Below are 22309 nucleotides of genomic sequence, written 5' to 3'. Positions count from 1 at the left end.
TGGCGCGGCCGTTGCTCGTACGGATCCGGGGGCGCGTGCAGCCCTGCCCGCTGCGCGGTGCGCGGTGCGGCGGGCGGGGCTGGGGCCCTGTCAGGTCCGCGATACGCAGAGCAGACTCAGTGTTCCGGGGCCGGAACGTGCGGGTGCGCAGGGCCGTCCGGCGCCTGCGGCCTCGGCCTTCGGGGGGTGGATGGCCGGCGCCGGTACGGCAGGCGCCGCCCCGATGCCGGAAACCGTGGGGGTGTCGGCCAGCCGGGGGCGGGGATCGGGGAGCCGGTCGAGTGCGACTCCGCACAGGGCGTGGTGGTCGGCGGGCGGTCCGTCGCCGCGGGCGACGTCCTGGTCCGGGCGTGTCGCGGCGTCCTGCGGCTGGCACGGTCCCGCCGCGGCGGGACCGGCGGTGAGGGTGTCGCCACCCGTTCGGTCCGGCCCGTGCGCGCAGGCCACCAGGTGGATGCTCGTGAACACGAGCACGCCCAGCAGCAGGAGCACTCCACGGAAGGAGATGCGCCGACCCGCTCGCCACGTCATGTCACGGATCGTAGTCGATCAGTTGCCTTGTGTAGTGAAGGGCCCGCGCTGCGGACCGATTTCATCGGGCCGGCAGGTCGAGCAGCCGGAAGCGGCCGGGCGGGACGGACCAGGTCCGGCCGCCGATGCGGATCCGGACCGGTGCCCCCGCGGAGGCGGGGACGGCGACGCTGATGCGGCCTCCGTCGACGTGGATCCGCACGCCCCAGTGCCCCCGGTAGCGGACCGTGAAGGCGAAGCGCGACAGCTGCGGCAGCGGCGCCGGATCGAGCCACAGGGCGTCCTCACGGGCTTCCAGACCGGTCAGGCCGCGCTGGACGAGGTCGAGGGTGCCGGCCATGGCACCCAGGTGTATGCCTTCCTCGGTGGTGCCGCCCTGGACGTCGGTGACGTCCCCCAGCAGTGCCTCCTGCGCGCAGGACCATGCGTCGGCCGGGTGGGCCCGGGTCAGCACCCAGGCGTGCACCACCCCGCTGAGGGTGGAGCCGTGGCTGGTGCGGCGCAGGTAGTAGTCGACCGTTGACTGCCACGTGCCGTCGTCCAGCCGGTACCCCAGGCGCCCGAACAGGCGGTGCAGTTCGGTGGGTGGGAACAGGTAGCCCAGCATGAGCACGTCGGCCTGCTTGGACGCCCGGTAGCGGTTGACCGAGTCCCCCTCCGCCTCCAGGATCCGGTCCAGCCGGCGGATGTCCCCGTACCGGGCCCGGTAGCCCGCCCAGTCGAGCTCCTCCAGCCCGTCGTAGCCCGTGAACTGGCTGATCACGCCGGCGTGCCAGGGGACGTACAGCTTGCGCGAGACGTCCTCCCAGCGGTCCGTCTCCTCCGGGCCGAGGCCCGTCCGCTCGCGGAGTTCGTCGCGGCGCGGCGCGGGGAGGGTCCGCCACAGCTCCAGGGTCCGCTCCAGTACCCAGGCGGCGGTGACGTTGGTGTACGTGTTGTCGTCGACTCCGGGCGTCGCGGAGCCGGGGTAGGCGTCGTGGTACTCGTCGGGTCCGACGACGCCGCGGATGCGGTAGCGGCCGCCGGTGCCGCAGTCGGGGTCCCAGGTGGCGCGGCAGGCCCAGAAGCGGGCGATCTGCAACAGCATCTCGGCGCCCTTGGTGTACAGGAACTCCGTGTCGCCGGTGGCCTGGCCGTACCGCCAGATGTTGTAGGCCACGGCGGAGCCGACGTGGTGCTGGAGCCGGGTGTGGTCCGGCAGCCAGCGTCCCGAGCGCGGGTTGAGGTGGAGGGTCTGGGTCTCCTCGCGTCCGTCGCTGCCGCTCTGCCACGGGTACATCGCTCCCGTGCACCCCACCTGTTCCGCCGCCCGGCACGCCTCCTCCAGACGGCGGTGGCGGTACTCCAGCAGCGCCCGGGACACCTCGGGGAAGTGCAGGTCGAGGTAGGGCAGGACGAACAGCTCGTCCCAGAAGACGTGTCCTCGGTAGGCCTCTCCGTGCAGTCCCCTGGCGGGCACGCCCACGTCCAGCTCGGCGGTGTGCGGGGAGAGGGTCTGCAGGACGTGGAAGGCGTGCAGCCGCAGGATCCGTCCGGCTTCGCCGGGAACGTCCAGGCCGGCGCGGCGCCACAGCCGGGCCCAGGCGGCGGTGTGCGTGGCGAGGAGGCCGGCGAAGTCCGGGGCCCGTTCAACACGGTCGAGGGCGGCGTGCAGCGGGTCGCTGATCGCCGGGTCCCGGGAGGTGTGCAGGGCAACGGTCTTCTCGACGACGGCCGGCCGGTCTGGTGCGACCGGGACGGTCAGCCGGTGGACCACGGTGCGCTCCCCCGGCTCCAGTTTCCGTACGGCCGTCGGAGACGTCGTGGCGCGTGTCCGCGCGGCGAGCGCGATGCGGATGTCGGAGGCGGTGGTACGGCACCGCAGCCAGACGGTGTCCGGCTCGGAGGTTCCGGTGTGCATCCGGGTGAGGTGACGGCCGTTCAGGTCCCCGTAGCGGGCGACACCTGCGTTGCCGACGTCGCCGTCGAGCGCGGACTCGACCTCCAGGTCGGCGGACCAGTCGCCCTCCACGCGGAAGACGGTGCGCAGTGCGGCGAGGTGCGGGTCGTGCATGTGCACCAGCCGGGTCTGCTCGACGGCGAGGATCCGCCCGCGCGGGTCACGCAAACGGATCGTCCTGGTCAGGGTCGCGTGTTGGAGGTCGAGGTCCTGCCGGTGCTCCAGCAGTGAGCCGTCGTCGGGGGCGAACCACGCCCCGCCGTCGCCGATCCTGAACCGCAGGGGCAGCCAGTTGGGCAGGTTGACCATGTCCTCGTTCTGCACCTTCCGCCCGGCGACGGTGGAGTGGAGCCGGTTGTAGCACCCGGCGGCATAGGTGCCGGGGTAGTGGTGGGGGCCGGCCACGGTCTCCGGGGCGGCGCCGCGGGTGGCGAAGTAGCCGTTGCCCAGGGTGCACAGGGCCTCGCGCAACCGTTCCTGGGCTGGGTCGTAACCCTCGTACGACCAGGTCCACTCCCCCATCGTCGCCCCTCTCCAGGGAATCCGGCGGCCGGGCCGGGCCCGCCGCGCGGCCCCCTCCTGCGCCTCGGGGTCGTGCGACAGGCCTTCCTCTCCAGTCTCCCTTCGACCCAGCTGCCCCGCCCCGGGAGCGGGGCAGGGCCGGCTCAACCGCGGATCACGCGGGCTGGGGGACGAGGGCGACCGGGCACGGGGCGTGGTGGATCACCGCATGGTTGACGGGGCCGAGCTGGAGCCCGAAGGGGCTGTTGCGGCGACGGGCGCCGACGACCAGCAGGTCAGCGTCGTCCAGCGTCGCGAGCAGGACCTTGCGGGCATGGCCCTCCTGCACGTACCGGTGGTAGCGCACGCCGGGGCGGGCGGTCGCCGCGGCCCGCAGGGCCTGGTCAAGGTGTTCCTCGGCACGACGTCGGTGGGTTTTGGCCGCCTCGTCCTCGTAGCCGTACTCGGCGCTCCCGCCCGGCGGCATCCGCCAAGCGTGAACGGCCCGCACACCGCATCCGCGCAGTTGGGCCTCGTGGAAGGCGAACTCCACGGCGGCGGCGGAGTTCTCGTCCGGCCCTACACCGAGCACGATCCAGCCCTGGCCGGAGCCGGCGTCCCGTTCCTCTCGGTCGCCCCTCACCACGACCACCGGGCACTCCGCACGGCCGGCCAGGGTCAGACCGACGGAGCCCAGCAGCAGGCCCGCCATGTCGCCGCGGCCACGGTGGCCCACCACCACGGCGGTGGCGCGGGTCGCTTCGCGCAGCAACGCGTACGTGGTGTCCTCGGCGAGGACCTCGGCCGACACCTCGAGGCCGGGGCGGCGCAGGCCGGCCCGCTCCCGTGCGGAACTCGCGATGTGCTGGGCCAGGATCTGCGCTTCGGGAGGTACCCGGCTGAAGGAAGGGGCCCGTCCCTCGTACCGCTCCCACAGGGAGGCGTGCACGATCCGCAGCGGCAGCCCGCGTACCTCGGCCTCGTCCGCGGCCCAGTCGACCGCCTTCAGGGCGGCATCCGAGCCGTCGGTGCCCACGACCAGGGGAAGCGTCATGGCTTCCACCGCCTCTCGATGTTGTGGTTCCCGTACCGACGACCCTGCCGGTCGGTGCCCCATGCGCACATGGGCCAGTCGGCCCGTCCCAGGGGACCCTCGGCCGTACCGGTGGCCCCACCGGCCCATGCGGGGCACGGTGGAAACGACCGACAGTGGACCTGACGAGGCGGGGCCCGTCCACGGCGGACCCGGCCTGAGACGACAGTGCAGGGAGGCGGGGAGATGTACCACCGCAACGTCGGCGATCTGATGACCAGGGCAGTCGTGTCGGCGCGGCCGGACACGCCGTTCAAGGAGATCGCGAAGCTGCTGGCGGAACACGACGTCACGGCCGTTCCCGTCGTGGACGAAGGGAACCGGCCGGTCGGCGTGGTGTCCGAGGCGGACCTGCTGCACAAGGAGGCGGGGCAGCCGGATCCGACCGGCCTGCTGCCGGCCCGGCATCCGCGGCCGGGCGAGCGTTCCGGCCTCGCCGCCACGACCGCGGAGGGGCTGATGAGCAGCCCGCCCGTCGTCGCGCGGCCCGAGTGGTCCGTGGTCGAGGCGGCCCGGGTGATGGAGCGTCGAGGGGTGAAGCGGCTGCCGGTGGTGGACGAGACGGGCCGACTGGTGGGGGTGGTCAGCCGCGCCGACCTGCTCCGGGTCTTCCTGCGCAGGGACCGCGCCATCCGTGAGGAGATAGCCGGTGACCTGCTGGTGAAGACGCTCGGGCTCGCCCCCAACGCCGTCACGGTCCAGGTGGTCGACGGGAAGGTCACCCTCGAGGGCGTGGTGGATCGCCGCAGCCTCGTGCCGGTGGTCACCGAGCTGTGCCGCGGCGTCGACGGCGTCGTCGACGTCGAGGCCCGGCTGGGCTACAAGGCCGACGACACCGTCCGGCCCGCCCCGGCGCACCGCTGACCCTGCGGGAGCAGGCAGTGGACGGTGCCGTGTCCTCGCCCTCCACGAGCTCTCGTCTGACGCCGCGGCCGCGCGTTCCGGACGGGGCACCGCCTGACCCTCGTCCGCCCCGGCCGGCGCCGGATGAGGGGCCTTTCGGCCCCCGTCGGAGCCCCGGCCGACCCCTGGGAGCACCTCGGTCCCCGCCCGATGGTGGGAGGGAGCCGAGGAGAGGGGAACAGCGATGACGGACACCGCGTTGCGCCGGCCGCAGCCGACCCACGCGCTGCTGGCGGACGGCAGGACCGTGGAGATCCGCGCCGCGGGGCCGGACGACCACGACCGGGTCGAGCACCTGTACGCACGGATGTCGCCGGAGAACGTGCGGTTGCGGTTCTTCTGCGTGGGCCGGCGTTCGGGACAGCTCGCCGCCGACCGTCTCCACGAACCCGCCCGGCCTGGTCGGCTGACCTTGCTCGCGCTGCTCGGCGACCGGCTGGTGGGCCTCGCCGAGTACGTCACCGGACAGGACCCCGAGGCGGCCGACGTCGCTCTGGCCGTGGCCGACGACGTCCACCACACCGGCGTCGGAACCCTGCTGCTGGAGCACCTGGTGCACGCGGCCCGCTCCGACGGCATCAGGACCTTCGAAGCCGACGCCCTCGCGGACAACCACGCCGTGCTCAAGGTCTTCGCAGATCTGGGGCTGCGGACCGCCCGCCACTTCGACGGCCCCGAAGTGCACTGCACCATCCGCCTCGATGCCGACGAGCGGTACCTGGCGGCCTGTGACGAACGAGGCCGTGGCGCCGACACCGCGAGCATGCGGCCGCTCCTGCGCCCGCGCTCGGTGGCGGTCGTCGGGGCCGGCACCAGGCCGTCGTCGGTGGGGCGGGCGGTCCTGCGCAACCTGCTGCGCGGCGGCTTCACCGGTCCTCTGTACGCGGTCAACCCGCACGCCGGCACCATCGCGGACGTTCCCGCGTACCCGTCCGTGGCCGAGCTGCCGCAGGTTCCCGAGCTGGCCGTGCTCGCCGTCCCGGCCGCGGCGGTGCCGGAGGTCGCGCGCCAGTGTGGTGCCGTCGGGGTGCGCGCGCTGGTCGTCGTCACCTCCGGGCTGGACTCGGGCCAGGCCGTGGCGCTGCTCGGTGCCTGCCGCCACTACGGGATGCGCCTGGTCGGCCCGAACTGCCTCGGCATCGCGAACACCGAGGAGGACGTACGGCTGGAGGCCACCTTCGCCGCGCACCGGCCGCTGCCCGGTACCGCCGGTGTCGCCGTCCAGTCGGGCGGGGTGGGCATCGCGCTGCTCGGCGGCCTGGCCCGGCTGGGCATCGGGGTCTCGGAGTTCGTCTCGCTCGGCGACAAGTACGACGTCAGCGGCAACGACCTGTTGCAGTGGTGGGAGGGCGACGGCCGCAGCGACATGGCGCTGCTCCACCTGGAGTCCTTCGGCAACCCGCGCGCCTTCTCCCGCACCGCCCGCCGGGTGGCACGCGTCATGCCCGTGCTGACCGTCGACGCGGGCCGTTCCGAGGCCGGGCGGCGTGCCGCGGCCTCGCACACGGCTGCCGCCGCGACGCCGACGATGACCCGGCAGGCGCTGTTCACCCAGGCGGGGATCATCGCGACGCGCACGATCGGCGAACTCCTCGAGACCGCCGCTCTCCTGCACTCGCAGCCACTCCCTGACGGCACCCGTGTCGCCGTGGTGTCCAACGCGGGTGGCGCCGGGGTACTGGCGGCGGACGCCTGCCAGGAGGCCGGGCTCTCGGTGCCCGTCCTACCGGACGCCGTGACCCGGGAACTGCTCGGTCTGCTGCCCTTGGGTGCGAGCGCCGCCAATCCGGTGGACACGACCGCCGCGGTGGGCGAGAGCGCACTGCGCGCCTGCGTGAACCGGCTCGCCGGCCACCCGTCCGTGGACGCCGTACTGCTCGTCCTGGTCCCCACCGCCCTGGCGGCGGCGACCGGTGACGACCCGGTGCGGGCCCTCACGCACGGCCTTGGCGACGGCCGGGCCGCAACCGTGGCCGCGGTCCTGCTCGACCAGCCCGAGGGCGTACGGCTGCTGCACACCGCAGGCGGTGGGGCGGTACCCGCGTACAACGACCCGCGGGCCGCGGCCCAGGCACTGGCCCACGCGGCGGCGCGGGCCCGCGGGCTGGCCCGGCCGCCGGGCACCGTCCCCGTCGTGAAGGGCACCGACGCGGTCGCCGCGAGGGCCTTGGTCGAGGGGTTCCTCGCCGCACACCCCGACGGAGGCTGGCTCGCCCCGTACGCCTGCGCCGAGTTGCTCGACCACTACGGCATCCCGCACGTGGCGCAGGCATGGGCGCAGGACGAGCAGCAGGCCGTCGAGGCGGCGGGGCGGCTCACCGGACCCGGTGGACGGGTGGCGCTCAAGGCCCATTGGCCGGGCCTGGTGCACAAGAGCGAGCACGGGGCGGTCTTGCTGGACCTCCAAGGCGAGGAGCAGGTCCGCGCCGGGTACCGCGAGCTGGCCGGACGTTTCGGCGAGGTGCTGACGGGCGTACTGGTGCAGCCGATGGCGGGCCGGGGCACCGAACTGTTCGCAGGTCTCGTCCAGGACGAGGTGTTCGGGCCGCTGGTCCTGTTCGGCCTGGGCGGCACCGCCACCGAGGTGCTGGCCGACCACGCGGCGCGGCTGGCCCCGCTCACCGACCTCGACGTCCACGACCTGATCACCGCGCCGCGGTGTGCCCCGCTCCTGTTCGGTCACCGCGGCAGCACGGCGGCCGACCTGGAGGGGCTCGAGCAACTGCTGCTGCGGCTGTCGGCGATGGCGTCCGACCTGCCGCAGCTCGCCGAGGCCGACCTCAATCCCGTGGTCGCCCGCCCGAGCGGCGTGGAGGCCCTCGACGTCCGCATCCGCGTGCTCCCGCGGCAAGCCCGGGACCCGTACCTGCGCCGGCTTCGGTGAGCCTGCCGCGGCCAGGAGGAGACGACGATGAAGCACCGCAAGACCGGTCACCTGATGACGGCGGACGTCGTCAGTGTCCGTGAGGGCACTCCGTTCAAGGACGTCGTCGCGTTGCTCGCACGGCACCGGATCAGCGGCCTGCCCGTGGTCGACGACGACGACAAGGTGCTCGGAGTCGTCTCCGAGAGCGACCTGATGCTGCGCCAGACGGCCCGGCAGGAGGGCTGGCGGCGGCGCCTGCAGGCGCTGTCCCCCTCCGCCCGGAGGAATGCCGTCCGTGGCCGCGCACGCACCGCCGGGCAGCTGATGTCCACTCCGGCGATCACCGTACGCGCGGGGGAGAGCATCGCCGTCGCCGCCCGCACCATGGCGGACCACCGCGTCAACCGACTGCCCGTGGTCGACGACGAGGACCGTCTCGTCGGCATCGTCACCCGTGGCGACCTGCTCCAGGTCTTCCTCCGCCCGGACCCCGAGATCCGGACCGAGGTCGTCGACGAGGTCGTCGTCCGCGCCCTGTGGCTGGCCCCGCGCGCGATCGGGGTGAGCGTCCACCTCGGGGTGGTCACCCTCGAGGGCCGCCTGGAGCGCCGCAGTGAGGTGCCCCTGGCCGAGGCCATGACCCGGCACGTCGACGGCGTCGTCGCCGTGGTGAACCGGCTCACGTACCGGATCGACGACACGCACGGACGGCCCGTGGATCCCACGGTCCACGGCATCACCGCCGAACGGCTACGCACTCCGTGAGGAGGACACGATGTTCGTCTACGACCACATGAACGGCTGGGGCTGGGCCCTGATGTCACTCGGATGGCTCGTGCTGCTGGTGCTCGTCGGCCTGGCCGTGACGGTACTGGTGCGCCGCACCCACGACACCGGTCCGGCCCGGTCCGCCGAGCGGCAGCGCCCGAGCCCGCGGGAGCTGCTGGCCGAGCGGTACGCCCGCGGCGAGATCGACGACAAGGAGTACCGGCAGAGGCTCGAGGTACTGGAACGGGCGACCGGTCACCGGCAGGGTTCGAGGTGATCGGACACGGTGTCCTCGTGGGCCGCGACGGGCCGCCTCACGGCGGTCCCGGCGGTCTTCCCGGGGGCGGGCCCGGATGAGTTCCGCCCCCGTCGTCCCCCGGCGGCCTCAGCTTGCCCCGGGCGCCCACGACGTCGACCCGGCGGACGTACCCTCCCTGCCCCCGGAGCAGGTGTTCCCGGCACTGGGCAGCTCGCCGCGCGGTCTCACCCCCGCCGAGGCCGCAGCGCGCCTGGCACGTCACGGCTCCAACGAGTTGCCCGCAGCAGCCGGGCGGGGTCTGTGGCCGCGGCTGCTGTCCCAGTTCACCGACCTGTTCGCAGTGGTGCTGCTGGTCGCCTCCGGCATCACGTTCCTCGCGTACGGGCTGCAGGAGCCCCGCGACGAAGGGACCCTCCAGCTCGCCTTCGCCATCGCCACGGTGGTGCTGCTCAACGCCGTGATCGGCTTCGCCCAGGAGTACTCGGCCGAACGCACCGCCGAGTCACTTCAGGCGATGGTGCCGCACACGTGCACCGTGCTGCGCGACGGGGAGCGGGCGCCGCTGCCCGTACGGGAACTCGTGCCGGGTGATCTGCTGGTCCTGGAGGCGGGCGATGCGGTGCCCGCCGACTGCCGGCTCGTCGAGGCACGGGCGGTCGAGCTGAACAACGCCGCACTCACCGGGGAGAGCGAGCCCGTGCGGCGGACCGCGGAGGCGGTACCGGCCGGCCCGCTGCTGCAGGCGCGTGACTGCCTGTTCATGGGTACCGACGTGGTGGCCGGCTCGGGCAAGGCCGTTGTCTTGGCGACCGGCGCGGCGACCGAGTTCGGCCGGATCTTCCGGCTGACGGCACGGGCGCCCCGTCAGCGGACCCCGTTGCAGGTACAGGTCGCGGCGATGGCCCGGCGGGTCGCGCTGGCGGCCCTGGTCATCGGAGCCCTGCTGTTCGCGATCCGGATCCCGTCGGGGCAGCCGGTGGTGGCCTCGTTCGTCTTCGCGCTCGGCGTCATGGTCGCCCTGGTCCCGGAGGGACTCCCGGCGACCTTGTCGGTGTCGCTGGCCATCGGCGTGCGGAGGATGGCCCGGCGCAACGCGCTGGTGAAGAAGCTGCTGGCGGTGGAGGCGCTCGGGTCGACGACGGTGATCTGCACCGACAAGACCGGCACCCTCACCCAGGCCGAGATGACCGTGACCCGGCTGTGGGCACGCGGGGCCTGGCACGAGGTGTCCGGTGTCGGATACGAGCCCGTCGGCACGCTCACCGATCCCGGCCCGGTACGGGAACTCCTGCGGGTGGCCGCCCTGTGCTGCGACGCACGCCTGTTGCCCCCGAGTGAGCGGGGCGGTACGCGCATCCTGGGCGACACCACGGAAGGCGCCCTGCTGGTGGCGGCCGCCAAGGCCGGAGTGGACACCGCCGGCGAGGAGCAGCGCACACCGCGGGTGACGGAGTTCCCCTTCGACTCCGACCGAAAAGTCATGAGCACGGTGAACGCGCTCCCGGACGGCGGCAGCCAGATCTGCGTGAAGGGTGCGGCGCAGGAACTGCTCGCGCGCTGCACGCATGCCGTCGGCGAGTCGGGGCCCGAGCCGCTGACCGCCCGGGCACGGGAAGCGATCACCGAGGCGAACGACGCGATGGCCGCGCAAGGACTGCGGGTACTGGGCGTGGCACAGCGGACGCTGCCGCCCGGGCAGCCGTCAGGATCACAGGAGGAAGCCGAGTCCCACCTGGTGTTCCTGGGGCTGGCCGGAATGCAGGATCCGCCGCGCCCGGAGGTCACCGACGCCGTCACGGCTTGCCGTCGGGCGGGGATCCGCATCGTGATGGTCACCGGCGACCATCCGCTGACCGCCGAGGCGGTCGCGCGGCGGGTGGGGATCGTCCGCGGGGCGGCACCCTTGGTGATGACGGGCGCGGACCTGGACTCCATGGACAGCGAGGCACTGCGCGAACTGCTGGGGCGCCCTGCCGAGCTGCTGCTGTGCCGGGTCAGCCCCGAGCACAAGATGCGGGCTGTCGCAGCCCTGCAGGGGACCGGCCACGTGGTGGCGGTCACCGGGGACGGCGCCAACGACGCTCCCGCGCTCAAACACGCCGACATCGGGGTGGCCATGGGAGCCGGGGGCACCGACGTGGCCCGCGAGGCCGCCGAGATGGTACTGCTGGACGACTCCTTCGCGTCGATCGCGGCGGCCGTCCGTCTGGGCCGCTCGGTCTACCGCAACATCCGCAAGTTCCTGGTCTACCTGTTCAGCCACAACGTCGCCGAGCTGGTCCCGATCCTCGTCGCGACCTTCGTGGGGTTCCCACTCGTGCCGATCACCGCCGTGCAGATCCTCGCCATCGACCTGGGATCGGACGTGCTGCCCGCGCTCGCGCTCGGCGCCGAGCCCCCCGAGCCCGATGTGATGGACCGACCGCCGCGTTCCCGGCGCGAACCGCTGTTCTCCGCGGCAGTGGTCCGCCGCTTCCTGTTCCTCGGCAGCATCCAGGCGCTGGGGGTGTGCGCGGTCTTCTTCTGGCACGTCAACTCCGCGGGCGTCCCCTACGCGGACTTCACCGCCGGCAACCCCGTCTACCGGGAGGCGATCACCATGGTCCAGGCGGGCATCGTCGTCAGCCAGTTCTTCAACGCCCAGGCGGTACGCACCGACCGCGAGAGCGTCTTCCGCATCGGCCTGTGGTCCAACCCCGCGCTCATCGCCGCGGGCTTGCTGGGGGTCGCCATCATGGCGGCGATCTCCTATCTGCCCTTCCTGCAGGCCGTGTTCCACACCGCGCCGCTGGACGCCGCCGACTGGGCCGTGCTCGCCGCGTTCGGCGCACTGCCGCTGGCCGCCGAGGAACTGCGCAAGTGGTGGCTGCGGCGTTTCCGGCCACTGCCCGGCGCGGGGCGACGGGAAGGGGCGGGGGCATGAAGGTGATCATCGTGGGCTGCGGGCGGGTGGGTTCCGCGCTGGCCCTGCGCCTCACCGCCGAGGGCCACGACATCTGGGTGGTCGACCGTCGTCCGCAGGCCCGGAAAGCCCTTCGTGAAGGTTTCGCCGGGCACTTCCTCGAGGGCAACGGCTACAGCCGCGCGGTGCTGGACGCGGCGGGCGTCGGACACGCCGACGCGCTGCTGGCGGTGACCGGCCGGGACAACGGCAACATCGTCACCGCGCGAGTGGCGAGGCAGACGTACCGGGTGCCTGTCGTCCTTGCCAGGGTCGACGACCCGCGCAGGGCCGAGGTCCACCGGGGCCTGGGCATCCGCACCATCAGCAGCGTCAGCTGGACCGTCGACCGGCTGCACCGCCTTCTGCTGCACCGGCACCTCGCGCCGGAACTGGGGTTCGGCGACGGCGAGACACTGCTCGTCCGTTCCAGCCTGCCCGACTACCTCACCGGCCGCCCACTGTCGGTGTTCGAGGTCGACGGCGAGATCCGTGTCGCGGAGGTCACCCGCGGCGGGCACTCGCTCGTTCCCTCGCGCCACACGCTGGCCGAGCCCGGGGACGTGGTCACCTTCACCGTCGCCACCACGGCCCTCGGTCGCCTGCGCGGTTTCCTCGGCAAGGAGCTCGGGACATGAGAGCGATCGTCGCGGGCGCCGGACGGCTCGGCGCCCAGGTGGCCCAAGTGCTCGCCGCCGCACGGTACGACGTGACCGTCCTCGAACGGGACGAGGCACGCGCCGCCGAACTCGGCCCGCGACTCGCCGTCCGGATGCTGACCGGCGACGCGTGCGACCCGGACCTGCTCGAACACGCGGGCGCGCTCAACACCGATCTGGTCATCGCCACCACCGGGGAGGACGAGGACAACCTGATCGTCAGCCTCCTGGCCAAACGCCACTTCGGCGTCCCGCGCGTGGCCGCCCGCGTCAACGACGAGGAGAACGCCTGGCTGTTCGACGGCACGTGGGGGGTGGACAGCGCGGTACCCGCCGCCACGCCGCTGATCTCGCTGATCGAGGAGGCGACGGGAGCCACCGACACCGTGGCCCTGCTGCGGCTGAGCAAGGCAGGGGTCAACGTCATCGAGACCGCCATCAGTGCCGCGTCCCGGGCCGCCGGCCGCCCGCTGGCCGAGGTGGTCCTGCCGGAGGGCAGCGTGATCGCCACCGTGGTCCGCGAGGGCCGGCCCAACGTGCCGACGCCGCAGATGGTGCTGCGGCCCGGCGACGAACTGCTCGTGGTCTCCCACTCCGCGACCGAACAGGAGATCCACGCGGCCGTCCAGTGAGACGGGCGGCTCGTCGGCCGGCACGTGGTCAGCCGGAGCGAGCGGGGAGCGACACCCGGAACTCGGTGTGCCCGGGGCGGCTGGTGACCTCGACGGCGCCGTGGTGGGCGGTGACGATCGCGTGGACGATCGCAAGTCCGAGGCCGGTACTGCCCGTACTGCGCGAACGGGCCTGGTCGGCACGGACGAAGCGGGTGAAGACCTCGGGCTGGAGTTCCGCCGGGATCCCGGGCCCGTCGTCGCTGACGGTGAGCCGTGCGCCGTCCGCGTCCGAGGAGAGGGCGACCGTCACTTCCGTACCGGCCGGGGTGTGCGTGCGGGCGTTGGCCATGAGGTTCCCGAGGGCCTGCTGTAGACGTTGGCCGTCTCCGGACACCACGACGGGCTCCTCGGGAAGGTCCAGGAACCAGCGGTGGCCCGGTCCCGCGGCGCGGGCGTCGTCGACGGCGTCGAGGACGAGCCGGGTCAGGTCGACCTCCTCGTGCTCGAGCGGGCGACCCGCATCGAGACGGGCCAGGAGCAGGAGGTCGTCGACGAGGTGCGTCATGCGCTGCGACTCGGACTGGATGCGATCGAGGGCGTGGCGGATCTCGGCGGGGACAGGGCCCCGGTGGCGAAGGGCGAGTTCGGCGTGGCCCCTGATGTTCGCGACGGGGGTCCGCAGTTCGTGGCTGGCGTCGGCGGCGAAGTGCCGGAGTCGCTCCTCGCCGGCCTGACGCCGGACCAGGGCGTCCTCCACGTGCCCGAGCATGTGGTTGAGCGCGGCGGCGACCTGGCCGACCTCGGTGCGGGGGTCGGTGTCCGGCAGGGGCCGCGGCATGGCGACCTCGCCGGTGGCCAGGGGCAGGCGTGCGACACCGGACGCGTGCTCGGTGACCTGGTGCAGGGGTCGCAGGCTCACCCGCACCCACAGCGTCCCCGCGACTCCGGTGGCGAGGAGGGCCGCGCCGAAGACCACGGCCTCCACGGCTTCGAGGCGGTGCAGCGTCGCTTCGACGGGGTGCAGCGGAAGTCCGGTGAGCAGGACGTCGCCGTCGTCGCCGCGGACCGCCGTGACGCGGTAGGCGCCGAGCGAGGCGATGCGGATGCTGTGCCCCCTCCCGTCGACCGGGACACCTCCCAGGGCGCGTCGGTCTCCGGCGGAGAGCGCCAGGGGGCGGTCGGCCGCGTCGTCGACCACGGCGGCGTGGGTGACGTCGCCGCCCAGCAGTCGGGCGCCGAAGGTCGCGTCGGCCTGCCCCCTGGTGTCGGGGCGGTTGTCCGCGTCGGGCGTCCTCTCGTGCTCCAGACTGGCCGCGAAGCGCCCCCCGGTCGCCGTCAACTGCTCGTCCAGTCGTCCCAGCAGGAATCCCTTGAGCGCGAGGACGGTGGTGACGCCCACGGCCGCGCAGGCCACCGCCAGCAGGACGAGGAGGCCGGCGGTGAGCTGACCCCGCAGGGTGCGGGGAGGGAGTCGTCTCATGGGGCCTCGGACCTCAGGACGTATCCGACGCCGCGGACCGTGTGGATCATCGGGGAACGTCCCGCGTCGATCTTCTTGCGGAGATAACTGATGTAGAGCTCGACGACATGGGCCTGGCCGCCGAAGTCGTACGCCCAGACCCGGTCGAGGATCTGGCTCTTGGACAGCACCCGGCGCGGGTTGCGCATGAGGAACCGCAGCAGCTCGAACTCCGTCCGGGACAGCTCGATCAGGGTCCCGGCACGGCGGACCTCCCGGGCCTCCTCGTCCATCGTGAGGTCGCCGACGACCAGCCGGTCCACGTCGGTGGCGGCGGTCATCCCGGCCCTGCGGAGCAGACCGCGCAGCCGCGCGATGACCTCCTCCAGGCTGTACGGCTTGGTCACGTAGTCGTCGCCGCCCGCCGTGATGCCGGCGACGCGGTCCTCGACCGCGTCGCGAGCCGTCAGGAACAGCACGCACACGCGGTCGGCGTCGCGCCGCAGCTCGCGCAGGACGTGCAGGCCGTCGACGTCGGGCAGCATCCAGTCCAGGACGACCGCGTCGGGGCGGAAGTCGCGGGCGGTCGCGAGCGCGGACGCCCCGTCTGCGGCCGTCCGTACCCGGCAGCCCTCTCCGACCAGGGCGGCGGAGAGCACGTCGGTGACATCGGGCTCGTCGTCGACGACCAGGATGCGCACCGGGCTCCCGTCGGGACGGTGCATGCCGGGGGATGGTGTGCGGCTCTCTTCCATGGTGAGTACAGCATCCCTCGCACACGTCCCCACGGCGGCCCCGGAAACCTCTGCGTTTCCTCTGAGTTCCCGCTGGGCTGCCCGGATCAGAGGAAACGCAGAGGTTCGATGCCGATGCTGGGGGCGCCCGACGACGATCACGCTCCTGGGAGCCTCATGGCCGCCACCTCCACCACCGCCCACGCCGGTCGCGGACTGCGCCACCGGCGGCCGCGCCGCAGCCTCGTCCCGGTGCTCGCGCCGCTCGCGATCTGGGCGGGCGCCGCGGGAGTGCTGGCGTTGTGGTGGTCTGACACCACCTCCGTCGTCGGTCCGGCGGGGTGGCTGACCGGTGCGGGCCGCATCACGGGCCTCCTCGCCGGATACGCCTGCGCGGTCCTGCTCGTGCTGATGGCTCGCGTGCCCCTCCTCGACCACAGTGTCGGAACCGACCGGCTCGCCCGCTGGCACGCCTGGGGCGGGCGCTGCACCGTCTCCCTGGCCCTGGCCCACACGCTGCTGATCATCTGGGGTTACGCCGCCGCCTCGCACGCCTCCTTCGTGGGACAGACCACGACACTCGTCCTGGACTATCCGGACCTCCTCAAGGGCACCGCCGGATTCCTGCTGTTCGTCGCCACGGGTGCGGTCTCCGCGCGTGCGGCCCGCCGGAAGATGAGCTACGAGACCTGGCACTACCTGCACTTCGCCACCTACCTCGCGGTCTTCCTCGCCTTCGGGCACCAGCTGTCCAACGGAGCGGACTTCGTCGGGAACCGGGCAGCCCAGACCGCCTGGTACGCCCTCTACCTCGGCGCCGCCGTCCTGGTCGCCTGGTACCGATTCGCCGTCCCGCTCCGGCGCGGCCTCCGCCACGGGCTCACGGTCGTCGCCGTCCACCCGGAGGCACCCGGGATCGTGTCCGTCCACCTCACCGGTGAGCACCTGGACGAGCTGGCGGGTGCGCCGGGACAGTTCCTGCGCTGGCGCTTCCTCACCCGCGGGCTGTGGTGGACCGCCAACCCATACTCCCTGTCCGCCCCGGCCCACCCTCGGCACCTGCGCATCACCGTGAAGTCCGCGGGCGGCCACAGCGGCGCCCTGGCCCGGCTGACCCCGGGCACCCGCGTGTGGGCGGAAGGCCCCTACGGCGCGTTCACCGCGGACCGACGCACCGCGTCGAAGGTCCTCCTGCTGGCGGGCGGTGTCGGCATCACCCCGCTGCGGACTCTCTTCGAGACCCTGCCCGGCCCGGTGACCCTCGTCTACCGGGCACGCCGTCCGGAAGACCTCGCCCTGCGCGGCGAACTCGACGCGATAGCGCACAGGCGCGGCGCCACGGTCCACTACGTGGTGGACGACCCCGCTCGCCACCACTCCCCCCTGACCGCGCAGGCACTGTCCGCCCTCGTCCCCGGGCTGGCCGGTCACGACGTCTACCTCTGCGGCCCGCCGCCCATGACGGAAGCCGCGGTGCGGGCCTTGCGCGAGGCGGGAGTGCCCGCCCGCCGCATCCACCACGAGTCGTTCGCGTTCTGAGGAGAACCACCGCATGCGTCGCGCCGTGCTCACCACCACCGGGACCAGTGCCCTCATCGCCGGGATGCTCTTCCTCAAACCCCACCAGCCGTCCGTCGTGGCGGGCGGTCCGGATCCCTCGGCTGCCTCGCCCACGCCCCAACGGTCGGAGCAGGCGTCCCCAGGCGGCCACGGCGCCGCCAACGGCACCTTCACCGGTGCGCCCGTCGACACTCCCTACGGGACGGTGCAGGTGGCGGCCACGCTCGCCGACGGAAGGATCACCGCCGTCCGGGTCCTCCAGGCGCCGGACGAGAACGGCAGGGACCGGCAGATCGCCGCCTACGCCCTGCCCCGCCTGACGCAGGAGGCCCTCGGCGCCCAGAGCGCCCGCATCGACGCCGTGTCCGGGGCGAGCTACACCAGCCAGGGGTACGTCCGGTCCCTGCAGAGCGCTCTGGACCAGGCCCGTGCGTGACCCCGCCCGCGGGCTGCACCACGTCGAACACGTGATGGGCACCGTCTTCTCCTTCGACGTCCGGGACCGGGCCACCTGCGCCGTCCGCGATGCCCTCGACCGTGCCGTCCGCCATCTGCACACCGTGGACGCCGTGTTCTCCACGTACCGTCCCGACAGCGCCGTCAGCAGGCTCGGCCGCGGCGAGATCGGCCTCGCCGACTGTCCGGGCGAGGTGCGCGACGTGCTGGAGCTGTGCGCCCGGGCGAGCCACGAGACGGACGGCTGGTTCAGCATCACGGCCGGCGGCACCCTCGACCCCTCGGGTCTCGTCAAAGGGTGGGCCACCGAGAACGCCTCCCGGATGCTCCACGAGGCCGGGGCACACCACACCTGCGTGAACGGGGGCGGCGACGTCCGCCTCCGGGGCCAGGCGGCCCCGGGCACACCTTGGCGCATCGGCATCGCCGACCCGCTTCTCCCTGGAGCGCCGGCCGCCGTCGTGTCCGCGAGCGGCGACCTGGCCATCGCGACCTCGGGCACCGCGGAACGCGGCGCCCACATCCTCGACCCGCACGGCGGCACCCCCGCCGCCGCCCTGGCGTCCGTCACCGTCATCGGGCCGGCCCTGACGATGACCGACGCCTACGCCACCGCGGCCTTCGCACGTGGCAACGGATCCCGCGCCTGGCTGGAGGCGCTGGACGGGTACGAGGCGCTGGCCATCCTGCCCGACGGCCGCACGTGGCGAACGTCCGGATTCGGCAACCACGTCCCCTGAGCGGCGACCGCGCTGATCCACGCGCCAGATGGCCGGGAGGCGGGGGGCTTTGGGCCCGTCCACGGGGCCGGGTGGCCCAATGGCGGCGGTTACCGGCGGGTCCCAGACTGGGTGCGGGAGGTTTTCCGTCCCTCGTCGAAGGAGGCGGCCATGAACGCCAACCTGCAACCGGCGACGGTGAGCGACGTGATGACACGCAAGGTCGTCGCGGTGGCCCTGGGCACGTCCTTCAAGGAGATCGTGCGGACCCTGGAACAGTGGAAGGTCAGCGCGCTGCCCGTGGTGGCCGACGGCACCCGGGTCGTCGGCGTGGTCTCCGAGGCGGATCTGCTGCGCAAGGAGGAACACCGCGAGGACGTCGCCCCGCCGATCGGCGCGGGCCCGGACAAGGCGGCCGCGGTCACCTCCGAGCAGCTGATGACGGCCCCGGCGGTCACCGTGCGCGAGGACGCCCCCCTGGCGCAGGCGGCACGGACGATGGCGCTGCACCACGTGAAACGGCTGCCCGTGGTCGACGCCGACGGAACGCTGCGCGGCGTGGTGAGCCGCGGCGACCTGCTCAAGGTGTTCCTCCGGACGGACGAGTACATCGCCCGTGACGTGCGGGACGTCCTCGCGGGCGAAGTCCTGCCGGGCGCGTGGCAGTTGGTGGACGTCGAAGTCACCGACGGAATCGTGACGGTGAGCGGCCTGCTCGCCGACCGGTCGCTGGTCCCGGTCGTGGCACGGATGGTGCGCTCCGTCGAGGGTGTCGTGGACGTGCGCTTCGACCTCACGCCGAGCCGCGTGTGAGGCCCCTAAGGCGACCGGTCGGCCCCTTCGACGGGCCCGGCCGGCCCAAGCGGACGCCTGGCGCCGCACAACACCCTGACGGCAGGACACGACTCCGTCCGAAGGAGGGAAGGCCGTGAAGGCGTGGGTTTTCCAGGGGTCCGGGCAGGCCCGCTGGCAGGAGGTGCCGGATCCGCAGGTCAAGGACCCCGGCGACGCGATCGTGCGCGTCGGCGCGGTCACCGTCTGCGGAACCGATCCGCACATCCTCAAGGGTGACGTGCCCGACGTGCGCCCCGGCACCGTCTTGGGTCACGAAGCGGTGGGCGAAGTCGTCGAAACCGGTTCCGCCGTCACGACGGTGCGTCCCGGCGACCGGGTGCTGATCTCCTGCATCTGCGGGTGCGGCCGGTGCCGCTTCTGCCGCGAGGGCGCCTACGGGCAGTGCGTCGGCGGCGGAGGCTGGGTACTGGGGCACCTGATCGACGGGACCCAGGCCGAGTACGTGCGCGTGCCGTTCGCCGACGTCTGCCTGCACCCGCTGCCCGCCTCGGTGAGCAGTCAGGACGCGGTGCTGCTCGCCGACATCTTCCCCACGGCCTACGAGGTGGGCGTCCTCAACGGCCGCGTCCGGCCCGGCGACACGGTCGCCGTCGTCGGCAGCGGGCCGATCGGACTGGCCGCGATCGCCACGGCGCGCCTGTACTCCCCCGACCGGATCATCGCTGTCGACCTGGCGGAGACCCGTCTGGACGCGGCCAAGCGCCTGGGCGCGGAGGCGGTCGCCAACGCCGGTGAGCAGCCCGAGCGGCTGGTCCTCGACCTGACCGAGGGACTCGGCGCCGACGTGGTGATCGAGGCGGTGGGTGTTCCCGAGAGCTTCGAACTGTGCGCGCACATCGTCCGGCCGGGCGGCCATCTGGCCAACGTCGGCGTCCACGGCGCGCCGGCCACCCTTCACCTGGAGGACCTGTGGAGGAGGAACGTGACCATCACCACGGGGCTGGTGGACACGTACTCGACCCCGGTGCTGTTGCGCATGATGGCTTCCGGACGCCTTCCGGCCGCTTCCCTCGTCACCCACACGTTCGAACTCGACGACATGGAGGAGGCCTACGGCGTGTTCGGCCGGGCGGCCGACACCGCGGCGCTCAAGGTCGTGCTCGGCGGCCCGCACCACTCGGCGGTGGCGCTCACCGACTGAGCTCTGAGGAAAGGACCGACGGTCATGACGAAGCACTCCCCAGCCACCGCGCCCGGGGACATCGGCCGGCGCATCACGATGCGCCGTGAGGAATTGGGCCTGTCGCGGGAGGAAGTGGGGGCCCGTACGGGCATCGCCCCTGGCTACCTGCGGTACGTGGAGGAGGATTCCACCGCAGCTCCCGGCATCGCGACATTGCGTGGCCTGGCCATGGCGCTGGACACCAGCGTCTCCGCGCTCAGCGGAGGCGAGGCCGATCTGCCGCCGGGCCGCGGGCAGGCCGCAGGCCGCGCCGAACTGGTGGAACTGGGCGGTGAGGAGTGCTGGAGACTGCTGTCCTCTCACGGCGTGGGCAGGCTCGCCCTGTCCATGCCCGAGGGACTCACCGTCGTACCGGTCAACTACAGCGTCGACCAGGGCACGATCGCCTTCCGCACCTCGCCGGCCGCCACCCCCGCGGAGGCCTCCGACACCAAGTGCGCCTTCGAGGTCGACGAGGTGGACGACGCCCTGAGCCAGGGCTGGAGCGTCCTCGTCCGTGGGATGGCGCACACCGTCACCGACCCCGCGGGCGTCCGGCGGCTCAACGAACAGGCGTACACCGGGCCGTGGGCCGGCGGGGACCGCGACCTGTGGGTGCGCATCACACCGGCGAACGTGACGGGCCGCCGCATCGTGGTGGGCTGACATGACGACCAAGGGAGGCAGGGCATGACGGGCAGCGGATACGCAGCGGGGCCGCCCCGCGCACCGCACGGGGAGGTCGTCGTGGGGGTCGACGGATCGGACCCTGCCGTGCGCGCCCTGGACCGGGCGGCCGACGAGGCACACCGGCGGGACGCCGCCCTGCGGATCGTGCTCGGTCTGCCGTGGCCCGATCCGGGCGAGGTCGGATTCGGCCTGGAGGCCGATGGCGAGCGCCCGCCGGGCGAAGCGGCCCGTACGGTCCTGGACTTGGCCGCCAGACGCGTGGAGGACCGGCACCCGGGGCTGTCCGTCGCACTGGAGCAGGCCGCCGAGCCGGCGGCCTCGGCGCTGGTGCGCGTGGGCCGGACCGCGACCCTGACCGTGGTCGGCACCAGAGGCCGTGGCGGTTTCGCCGGCCTGCTCCTGGGCTCCGTCAGCCTGCGGGTGGCCGCCCACACCGCTGGTCCGCTGATGGTCGTCCGCGGCGAGGACGCGGCCGTCCGACGGGGGCTGCTGCACGACAAGGTGCTGCTGGGCCTGGAGGACGAAAGCGACGCCGAGGCCGCCCTGTTCGCGTTCGAGGAGGCCGAACGACGCGCCGCACGGCTGAGGGTCCTCCATGCCTGGACCCACCCGCACATCTCCATGGGAGAGTGGCCCACGTCCCACCGCCAGGACCTGGCCTCCCAGGCACGGCAGCACAGGGAACTGGCCCGGTTCGCCGTGTCAAAGCTGACCGAACGCTTTCCGGATGTCGCCGTGCGGGTGGACTCCGTTCCGGGACACGCCGCCGCCGCACTTGTGGAGGCGAGCCGCGCGGCGGACGTGGTGGTGGTCGGCGCCCATCGCCGCGAGGACCGCCCGCTCGGCATGCGCCTGGGACCGGTCACCCACGCGGTGCTCCAGCACGCGCACTGCCCCGTCGTCCTGGTCCCCATCGGCTGAGCGCCGGACCCCCTGGTCAGCGGTGGCCCTGACGTGCACCCGCCTTCGGTACCGGGCGGGCCAGGACAAGGGGCCGGTAGGCCCCTGCGGGCGGAGGGTGCCGGGGTGCAGGCTGAGGACGAGGGCCGCCGCCAGGGCCGCCCGGTCGTCCCCCGTCACATCGTGTGGACGGTCCTCAGGACGGAGGTGCCGGTGATGACCACCGCCACGACGAACGGCCTGCTCGACGTACTGCCGGCCCAGGCGCGACAGCGCCTGACGGAACTCGGCCGCGAGGTGTCCTTCCCGGCCGGGACCCGGATCTTCGAGGAGGGGCAACGAGCCGACAGGTTCTGGATCATCCACACCGGATCTGTCGCACTCGACCTCCACGTCCCCGGGCGGCGCCCCGCCGTGCTGGAGGCTCTCGGACACGGCGACCTTCTCGGCTGGTCGTGGCTGTTCCCTCCGTACAGCTGGCATCTGGGCGCCCAGGCGCAGAGCCCGGTGCGGGCGACGGAGTACGACGCCACGATCGTGCGGGCGCTGTGCGAGGCCGACCCTGCCTTCGGCCGGGCCGTGTCCCGCCGGGTGGCGGAGATCGTCGCCCACCGCCTGCTGCAGACCCGCACCCGTCTGCTGGACCTCTACGGTCCTGCCGGCAGCGGAACCGCGCACTGACCGGCTTCCGCCCGCCAGG

Annotated in this window: 20 protein-coding genes; 15 read left to right on the top strand and 5 right to left on the bottom strand. The window is 73.2% G+C overall.

Features of this window, described 5'->3' with window-relative positions; genetic code table 11:
* Positions 1 to 90: 90 nt before the first annotated feature.
* The 3 genes from ABZ312_RS27890 to ABZ312_RS27880 all read right to left on the bottom strand — a co-directional run bounded on the left by ABZ312_RS27890 (position 91) and on the right by ABZ312_RS27880 (position 4025).
* A complete protein-coding gene (locus ABZ312_RS27890; RefSeq protein WP_500439002.1) occupies positions 91 to 531 on the bottom strand; it encodes a hypothetical protein in 441 nt (146 codons plus the stop codon).
* A 61-nt stretch (positions 532 to 592) separates the two neighbouring features.
* Positions 593 to 2992, bottom strand: a complete 2400-nt coding sequence (locus ABZ312_RS27885) for a glycoside hydrolase family 65 protein (protein WP_500439001.1) — start codon at positions 2990 to 2992, stop codon at positions 593 to 595.
* Positions 2993 to 3146: 154 nt separating this feature from the next.
* Complete coding sequence (locus ABZ312_RS27880) at positions 3147 to 4025, bottom strand: universal stress protein (RefSeq protein ID WP_500439000.1); 879 nt, start codon at positions 4023 to 4025, stop codon at positions 3147 to 3149.
* Between the two features lie 225 nt (positions 4026 to 4250).
* Between ABZ312_RS27880 and ABZ312_RS27875 the strand changes: the two genes are divergently transcribed.
* From ABZ312_RS27875 to ABZ312_RS27845, 7 genes are all read left to right on the top strand, one after another.
* On the top strand, positions 4251 to 4928 hold the full coding sequence (locus ABZ312_RS27875) for a CBS domain-containing protein (RefSeq protein WP_500333074.1): 678 nt from the start codon (positions 4251 to 4253) through the stop codon (positions 4926 to 4928).
* Between the two features lie 223 nt (positions 4929 to 5151).
* Positions 5152 to 7851 carry a bifunctional acetate--CoA ligase family protein/GNAT family N-acetyltransferase gene (locus ABZ312_RS27870; protein WP_500438999.1) on the top strand — a complete coding sequence of 900 codons (2700 nt, stop codon included), beginning with the start codon at positions 5152 to 5154 and terminating at the stop codon, positions 7849 to 7851.
* Positions 7852 to 7878: 27 nt separating this feature from the next.
* Positions 7879 to 8598: a CBS domain-containing protein gene (locus tag ABZ312_RS27865; protein WP_500438998.1), complete on the top strand. Its 720-nt coding sequence runs from the start codon at positions 7879 to 7881 to the stop codon at positions 8596 to 8598.
* 10 nt (positions 8599 to 8608) lie between these two features.
* Positions 8609 to 8878 (top strand): SHOCT domain-containing protein, encoded by a 270-nt coding sequence (locus ABZ312_RS27860; RefSeq protein WP_500438997.1) that lies wholly within the window; start codon positions 8609 to 8611, stop codon positions 8876 to 8878.
* A gap of 76 nt (positions 8879 to 8954) precedes the next feature.
* On the top strand, positions 8955 to 11783 hold the full coding sequence (locus ABZ312_RS27855) for a cation-translocating P-type ATPase (RefSeq protein ID WP_500438996.1): 2829 nt from the start codon (positions 8955 to 8957) through the stop codon (positions 11781 to 11783).
* Entirely contained in the window at positions 11780 to 12439 is a 660-nt protein-coding gene (locus ABZ312_RS27850) for an NAD-binding protein (protein WP_500438995.1), read from the top strand. Before ABZ312_RS27855 ends, ABZ312_RS27850 begins: the two co-directional genes overlap by 4 nt.
* On the top strand, positions 12436 to 13092 hold the full coding sequence (locus ABZ312_RS27845; RefSeq protein WP_500438994.1) for a potassium channel family protein: 657 nt from the start codon (positions 12436 to 12438) through the stop codon (positions 13090 to 13092). The genes ABZ312_RS27850 and ABZ312_RS27845 overlap by 4 nt, the downstream gene beginning before the upstream one ends.
* A 28-nt stretch (positions 13093 to 13120) precedes the next feature.
* On the opposite strand, the gene ABZ312_RS27840 is transcribed toward ABZ312_RS27845, so the two are convergent.
* Positions 13121 to 14554, bottom strand: coding sequence for a sensor histidine kinase (locus ABZ312_RS27840; RefSeq protein ID WP_500438993.1), 1434 nt, complete (start codon positions 14552 to 14554; stop codon positions 13121 to 13123).
* On the bottom strand, positions 14551 to 15288 hold the full coding sequence (locus tag ABZ312_RS27835) for a response regulator transcription factor (protein WP_500438992.1): 738 nt from the start codon (positions 15286 to 15288) through the stop codon (positions 14551 to 14553). Before ABZ312_RS27835 ends, ABZ312_RS27840 begins: the two co-directional genes overlap by 4 nt.
* 156 nt (positions 15289 to 15444) lie before the next feature.
* Between ABZ312_RS27835 and ABZ312_RS27830 the strand changes: the two genes are divergently transcribed.
* The 8 genes from ABZ312_RS27830 to ABZ312_RS27795 all read left to right on the top strand — a co-directional run bounded on the left by ABZ312_RS27830 (position 15445) and on the right by ABZ312_RS27795 (position 22290).
* Complete coding sequence (locus ABZ312_RS27830) at positions 15445 to 16806, top strand: ferredoxin reductase family protein (protein WP_500357989.1); 1362 nt, start codon at positions 15445 to 15447, stop codon at positions 16804 to 16806.
* A 13-nt stretch (positions 16807 to 16819) separates the two neighbouring features.
* On the top strand, positions 16820 to 17263 hold the full coding sequence (locus ABZ312_RS27825; protein ID WP_499508988.1) for an FMN-binding protein: 444 nt from the start codon (positions 16820 to 16822) through the stop codon (positions 17261 to 17263).
* A 34-nt stretch (positions 17264 to 17297) separates the two neighbouring features.
* Complete coding sequence (locus ABZ312_RS27820) at positions 17298 to 18023, top strand: FAD:protein FMN transferase (protein WP_500327691.1); 726 nt, start codon at positions 17298 to 17300, stop codon at positions 18021 to 18023.
* 150 nt (positions 18024 to 18173) lie between these two features.
* Positions 18174 to 18815, top strand: coding sequence for a CBS domain-containing protein (locus ABZ312_RS27815; RefSeq protein ID WP_500327475.1), 642 nt, complete (start codon positions 18174 to 18176; stop codon positions 18813 to 18815).
* A gap of 115 nt (positions 18816 to 18930) precedes the next feature.
* A complete protein-coding gene (locus ABZ312_RS27810; RefSeq protein WP_500357987.1) occupies positions 18931 to 19998 on the top strand; it encodes a zinc-dependent alcohol dehydrogenase family protein in 1068 nt (355 codons plus the stop codon).
* A gap of 24 nt (positions 19999 to 20022) precedes the next feature.
* Positions 20023 to 20685: a helix-turn-helix domain-containing protein gene (locus tag ABZ312_RS27805; RefSeq protein WP_500327479.1), complete on the top strand. Its 663-nt coding sequence runs from the start codon at positions 20023 to 20025 to the stop codon at positions 20683 to 20685.
* A gap of 24 nt (positions 20686 to 20709) precedes the next feature.
* Entirely contained in the window at positions 20710 to 21630 is a 921-nt protein-coding gene (locus tag ABZ312_RS27800) for a universal stress protein (protein ID WP_500357985.1), read from the top strand.
* Positions 21631 to 21825: 195 nt separating this feature from the next.
* Complete coding sequence (locus ABZ312_RS27795; protein WP_500327693.1) at positions 21826 to 22290, top strand: Crp/Fnr family transcriptional regulator; 465 nt, start codon at positions 21826 to 21828, stop codon at positions 22288 to 22290.
* Positions 22291 to 22309: the final 19 nt, after the last annotated feature.

It is taken from the genome of Streptomyces sp. NPDC006207, assembly GCF_040613835.1.
Classification (GTDB): Bacteria; Actinomycetota; Actinomycetes; order Streptomycetales; family Streptomycetaceae; genus Actinacidiphila.
Note: the sequence above shows the minus strand (reverse complement) of the source record. Positions and strands in the feature narration are given on the sequence as shown.

Excerpts from the sequence above, each read along its gene's own strand:
- ABZ312_RS27820 (WP_500327691.1), top strand. The coding sequence starts at position 17,298 with ATGGGCACCGTCTTCTCCTTCGACGTCCGGGACCGGGCCACCTGCGCC.
- ABZ312_RS27875 (WP_500333074.1), top strand. The coding sequence starts at position 4,251 with ATGTACCACCGCAACGTCGGCGATCTGATGACCAGGGCAGTCGTGTCG.
- ABZ312_RS27860 (WP_500438997.1), top strand. The coding sequence starts at position 8,609 with ATGTTCGTCTACGACCACATGAACGGCTGGGGCTGGGCCCTGATGTCA.
- ABZ312_RS27850 (WP_500438995.1), top strand. The coding sequence starts at position 11,780 with ATGAAGGTGATCATCGTGGGCTGCGGGCGGGTGGGTTCCGCGCTGGCC.
- ABZ312_RS27865 (WP_500438998.1), top strand. The coding sequence starts at position 7,879 with ATGAAGCACCGCAAGACCGGTCACCTGATGACGGCGGACGTCGTCAGT.
- ABZ312_RS27870 (WP_500438999.1), top strand. The coding sequence starts at position 5,152 with ATGACGGACACCGCGTTGCGCCGGCCGCAGCCGACCCACGCGCTGCTG.
- ABZ312_RS27855 (WP_500438996.1), top strand. The coding sequence starts at position 8,955 with ATGAGTTCCGCCCCCGTCGTCCCCCGGCGGCCTCAGCTTGCCCCGGGC.
- ABZ312_RS27830 (WP_500357989.1), top strand. The coding sequence starts at position 15,445 with ATGGCCGCCACCTCCACCACCGCCCACGCCGGTCGCGGACTGCGCCAC.
- ABZ312_RS27815 (WP_500327475.1), top strand. The coding sequence starts at position 18,174 with ATGAACGCCAACCTGCAACCGGCGACGGTGAGCGACGTGATGACACGC.
- ABZ312_RS27885 (WP_500439001.1), bottom strand. The coding sequence starts at position 2,992 with ATGGGGGAGTGGACCTGGTCGTACGAGGGTTACGACCCAGCCCAGGAA.
- ABZ312_RS27840 (WP_500438993.1), bottom strand. The coding sequence starts at position 14,554 with ATGAGACGACTCCCTCCCCGCACCCTGCGGGGTCAGCTCACCGCCGGC.
- ABZ312_RS27890 (WP_500439002.1), bottom strand. The coding sequence starts at position 531 with ATGACGTGGCGAGCGGGTCGGCGCATCTCCTTCCGTGGAGTGCTCCTG.
- ABZ312_RS27880 (WP_500439000.1), bottom strand. The coding sequence starts at position 4,025 with ATGACGCTTCCCCTGGTCGTGGGCACCGACGGCTCGGATGCCGCCCTG.
- ABZ312_RS27845 (WP_500438994.1), top strand. The coding sequence starts at position 12,436 with ATGAGAGCGATCGTCGCGGGCGCCGGACGGCTCGGCGCCCAGGTGGCC.
- ABZ312_RS27805 (WP_500327479.1), top strand. The coding sequence starts at position 20,023 with ATGACGAAGCACTCCCCAGCCACCGCGCCCGGGGACATCGGCCGGCGC.
- ABZ312_RS27800 (WP_500357985.1), top strand. The coding sequence starts at position 20,710 with ATGACGGGCAGCGGATACGCAGCGGGGCCGCCCCGCGCACCGCACGGG.
- ABZ312_RS27795 (WP_500327693.1), top strand. The coding sequence starts at position 21,826 with ATGACCACCGCCACGACGAACGGCCTGCTCGACGTACTGCCGGCCCAG.
- ABZ312_RS27825 (WP_499508988.1), top strand. The coding sequence starts at position 16,820 with ATGCGTCGCGCCGTGCTCACCACCACCGGGACCAGTGCCCTCATCGCC.
- ABZ312_RS27835 (WP_500438992.1), bottom strand. The coding sequence starts at position 15,288 with ATGGAAGAGAGCCGCACACCATCCCCCGGCATGCACCGTCCCGACGGG.